Here is a 4,424-nt window from a genome sequence, read left to right on the forward strand (position 1 = left end):
AACTTGGTTTTGGTGATTAAGGTGCAGTGGTTTAGGTGAGGTGTTTAGCGTTGTTCGCACCTTAATGCGGCGTTATGAGCTTCCAAGAATTAAAAGGAAAGTATGGCAGTTTTAGAAATTCTGACTGCACCGGATCCAAGGCTTAAGGTTAAAGCGGAAAAGGTGCAAGATATTACTACGGTACAAACACTAATAGACGATATGTTGGAAACGCTATATGCGACTGACAATGGTATCGGTTTAGCGTCGACTCAAGTCGGTCGTAAAGAGGCAGTTGTTATTATCGACCTTTCAGAAAGTCGAGATGAACCGTTAATTTTGGTTAACCCAGAAGTGGTTAGTGGCTCGGATAAAGCATTGGGTCAAGAAGGTTGTTTATCAGTCCCTGATTACTATGCAGAAGTAGAGCGTTTTACTTCAGTTGTTGTGTCTGCTTTAGATCGAGAAGGTAAGCCAATCACCATCGAAAGTGATGAGTTTCTAGCCATCGTAATGCAGCACGAAATAGATCATTTATCGGGTAACTTGTTCATCGACTATCTTTCGCCACTTAAGCGTCAAATGGCTATGAAAAAGGTTAAAAAGTACGTCAAAGCGCACTCTTAACCCCGCTCATAACAAGGCGTTTAAGGCGGATTCACAACGCTTGGCGATTTCAGCTCAAGTTAGCTTAAGTGTTTAAGGTGTAAGGGTTTAGGTTTGGTGGTTAGCGTTGTTCACCACTTAACGCGGCGTTAGGCGACGGGCAGAAAAGTTCTGTGTTCTCATCTTCTTAGTCCTCTCTGATCATTCGTTTTTCTATGTCGGCAATTGAGCATTGTCGGCTCGAATTCTTGAATATTTCCAACCGTAAAACATGCAAGAGTTCGTGGGTTGCCTCATTCATTTTTGGTGCTGGTTGGTGGCGAGTTTTACTGGTTCAAAGTGTGGCAAGGGCAAGTTAATAGAGGCTCTTGCTTTTGCTGTCATTTCGTAGCTTTTGGTTTTTCAGGTTCAAAAGCTACTTTGTTGCTGAAAGCTCGAATTTTGTGGTTGTTGAAACCTTGGCTGAAACATAGTGGCTTTTGTGGTTCTTGAATCGCAAAAAGTCTGTGTGCATTTGGTTGGCAATAGGGTTTCAGGTAACCTGCTTTCAAAGTCACTTAAACACAGGTGGGAAACTTCGCCTAACAAGGCGTTTAAGGCGGACTCACAACGCTTGGCGATCTCGGCTCAAATCAGTTTTAGTGTTTAAGGTGCAATGGTTTAGGTTTGGTGGTTGGCGTTGTTCACCACTTAACGCGGCGTTAGGCGCAGTAAGAAATTTCTTGGTTCAAATCTCCAATTTCTCTTTAGCCATTTGTTCTAGTTTTTCGGCAATTTGGCTTTATCTTCTCAAGTTCTTGAATCACTCAACCCGTAAAACATGTCAAAGTTTGAAGGTTGCCTCATTGAGTTTTGTAGCCGGTTTGTTGTTAGTTTCTTGGGCTCAAATCACTTCAAGTTTGTCTGTCGTCGATATGGGTTTATTGGCTGAAATTTCGCACTGAAAGTTAGTCTTTCCAAATTCCATATGTATGCGTTGATTTGCTAATTTCTTTGGTGTTTTGGTTGCAGTAGGTTTCAGAGACTTAGCCGCTTTAGCATTTGGGTTTTAATTAAATTCAGTGGATTACGTGTATTTCTCTTTTCCAAAAGGTGGTTTTAAAAGTCCAATTTTAACTATTTGCGTGAAGCGCCTAACAAAGCATTTAAGAGTGACTCTCAACGCTTGGCGATTTCAGTTTAAACTTGGCTTTAGTGTTTAAGGTACAGTGGCTTAGGTTAGGTGTTTTAGCGTTGTTCGCACCTTAATGCGGCGTTAGGTGTCAGGAGGTCAAATTGTCAGAAAAAATGATTTTTGCAGACTTTGCAAATAATGATTTGGTTGAGTTTAAGTATAATGTCGACCCTTGGGACTCTACGTTGAGCTCAATTGAAATGGTGTCTCACGACAGGAATGGAATGTTCAAAAGCTTCAAGTTTGAAGGTGTGTCTAACCTAGAAATTGAAAAAGGCTTCTGTGGATATCTTGGTGGTACAGCGATTATAGATATTAGTGGCCGTCAATGGGCTCATGCTCAAATAGAGGTTCATAACTATGAGTCTGGCGCAGGAATTTCCTTTTTGGCTATGAGCTTTTCAGTTTCAGAAGTCTCGGAGGCATACACCTAACAAACTGTTTAAGAGTGATTCGCAACGCGTGGCATTTTTACTATGCGTTAGGTTTTGTGGTTAAGGTGGTATGCGGGAGCATCGGTATTGCGTTGCTCACACCTTAACAGGGCGTTATGTGCTTTTCGGAAAAGGAGTTTTTATGCCAGTTTTAAAGTCAAATGCGACATTACTTCATTTTCAGAAATATGTTGCAGAACTTGAAGTTGAGCGAGGGTTTTCAAAACAACTTGTTAATGAGAAATGTTTGCTTCTGGGTGAAGAAGTAGGTGAACTATTTAAAGCAGTGCGTAAAGAACAAGGAATAGCCATAGATCCAACATCTAAAGTTGGTGATATTGGTGATGAGCTAGCAGATATTTTTATCTACCTGTGTTCAATTGCTAATAGATATGACATTGACCTTGAAAAAGCATTTCTGGACAAAGAGAAGAAAAATAGTCGAAGAACCTGGTCATAAATAAATTGAGCTACGCACATAACAAAGCATTTAAGAGTGACTCACAACGCTTGGCGATCTCAGTTTAAACTTGGCTTTAGTGTTTAAGGTGCAGTGGTTTAGGTTAGGTGTTTAGCGTTGTTCGCACCTTAATGCGGCGTTAGGCGACGGGTAGGAAAGTTCTTTGTTCTCATCTTCTTATTTCTCTCTGGCCATTCGTCTTTCTATGTCGGCAATTCAACATTGTCGGCTCAAATTCTTGAATATCTCCAACCGTAAAACATGCCAAAATTCGTGGGTTGCCTCATTGGTTTTCAGTGTCAGTTGGTGGCGAGTTTTACTGGCTCATAGTGTGGCAAGGGCAAATTCGTTGAAGCTTACTTTTTTGCTGTTAGTTCGCAGCTGCTAGTTTCTCAGGTTCAAAAGCTCCTTTGTCGCTGAAAGGCTGAATTTCGTTGGCGTTAAAAGTGAGGCTGTAACATAGTGACTTCAGTGGTTCTTGAATCGCAAAAAGTGTGTGTGCATTTGGTTGGTAATAGGGTTTGAGGTAATCTGCTTTCAAAGTCACTTAAACACAGGTGGGAAAGTTCGCCTAACAAGGCGTTTAAGGCGGACTCACAACGCTTTGCGCTCTCAATTTAAGTTGAATTTAGTGTTTAAGGTGCAATGGTTTAGGTTTGGTGGTTGGCGTTGTTCACCACTTAACGCGGCGTTAGCTTAATAATTTAGGTCATGGAGATAGAGTTGTATAAAGATTACCTTGAATACTTGCATCAGGACAAACCTGATGCTCTTTGGCATTACACATCATTTGATGCAATCAATAACATTGTAAAAGGAAGTGGGAGACTATCTTTTTGGGTTAGTGAAATAAATTTTCTCAATGATCATCAGGAGTATTTTCATGGGTTCAGAGTGCTCAAAGATGTTTTCACTCGGTTTAAAGTTGAAAATCAAGGAAATCCTCTAATCCTACAACGTTTAGGTAGTTTAGAACCTTTTTTCCAATTCACTGAAGCAATTGGAACAAACTTATCCTTTGCACAGGACGCTGGAGTTTTTGTTCTTTCATTGACAAGCCAGAAAGATCTATTGAGTCAGTGGAGAGCTTATACCCCTAATGGGCATGGAGTCTCTATAGGTATTTCTCCAAACTTTGAATCAGAGCTTGATACTAAGAGCCTTCTTTTCCCAGTTATATACGATGATGAATTTAAATATGAATATGCTATAGGTTTATTGACAGACTATATCAATAAGCCTATACCACCGAACGGTGATAATCAGTCCGCAATCTCAGACTTTATTTCGAAAGCTAAGGTTGCATGTACACTAATGAAAGATGCAGGCTTTAAGGAAGAGTGTGAGTGGCGGTACGTTGTACATGGGCAAGAACATGTAAATATCCACTTACGTAGTTCTGACTATTTCTTAATTCCTTATGTTCGGCTAAACGTTAATAGTAGTTGTGTAAAGGAATTGATCATTGGTCCAAACCCTCATTCGGATCTTGCTAAAAAATCACTGGAGTTGCTTCTTGCTAAATCCAATCTATCGGCAGTGCAAGTAACAAAAACACCGATACCTTATCGTGGCAATTAAGCTAACAAGCAATTCAAGCTGATTCGCAACGCTCGGCACTTCCGGTTTCAGTTGGTTTAGTGATTAAGGTGAAGTGTTCGGGTAAGGTGGGAGCGTTGCTCACAACTTAATTGGGCGTTAGGGCTCATAGGTAAAATTTGATGATCAAGAAAGCAACATGTGATGATTTTGAGATTGTAGGGCAATTTGT

General features: G+C 40.5%; 4 protein-coding genes. All 4 read left to right on the plus strand.

Annotated features, from left to right (window positions below; all coding sequences use genetic code 11):
* Positions 1–102 precede the first annotated feature (102 nt).
* The 4 genes from def to ACQEXS_RS22180 all read left to right on the plus strand — a co-directional run bounded on the left by def (position 103) and on the right by ACQEXS_RS22180 (position 4,234).
* Positions 103–606: a peptide deformylase gene (gene def, locus ACQEXS_RS22165; protein WP_140271142.1), complete on the plus strand. Its 504-nt coding sequence runs from the start codon at positions 103–105 to the stop codon at positions 604–606.
* Positions 607–1,860: 1,254 nt separating this feature from the next.
* Positions 1,861–2,193 carry a hypothetical protein gene (locus ACQEXS_RS22170; protein ID WP_427015239.1) on the plus strand — a complete coding sequence of 111 codons (333 nt, stop codon included), beginning with the start codon at positions 1,861–1,863 and terminating at the stop codon, positions 2,191–2,193.
* A 142-nt stretch (positions 2,194–2,335) separates the two neighbouring features.
* Entirely contained in the window at positions 2,336–2,653 is a 318-nt protein-coding gene (locus ACQEXS_RS22175) for a MazG nucleotide pyrophosphohydrolase domain-containing protein (RefSeq protein WP_427015240.1), read from the plus strand.
* A gap of 723 nt (positions 2,654–3,376) precedes the next feature.
* Positions 3,377–4,234: a DUF2971 domain-containing protein gene (locus ACQEXS_RS22180; protein ID WP_025630994.1), complete on the plus strand. Its 858-nt coding sequence runs from the start codon at positions 3,377–3,379 to the stop codon at positions 4,232–4,234.
* Positions 4,235–4,424: the final 190 nt, after the last annotated feature.

The sequence above is a fragment of the Vibrio sp. TRT 17S01 genome (assembly GCF_050113695.1).
GTDB lineage: Bacteria > Pseudomonadota > Gammaproteobacteria > Enterobacterales > Vibrionaceae > Vibrio.

What these genes read in the sequence shown, in the direction of transcription:
- def (WP_140271142.1), top strand. Translation starts at nt 103, where the DNA reads ATGGCAGTTTTAGAAATTCTGACTGCACCGGATCCAAGGCTTAAGGTT.
- ACQEXS_RS22175 (WP_427015240.1), top strand. Translation starts at nt 2,336, where the DNA reads ATGCCAGTTTTAAAGTCAAATGCGACATTACTTCATTTTCAGAAATAT.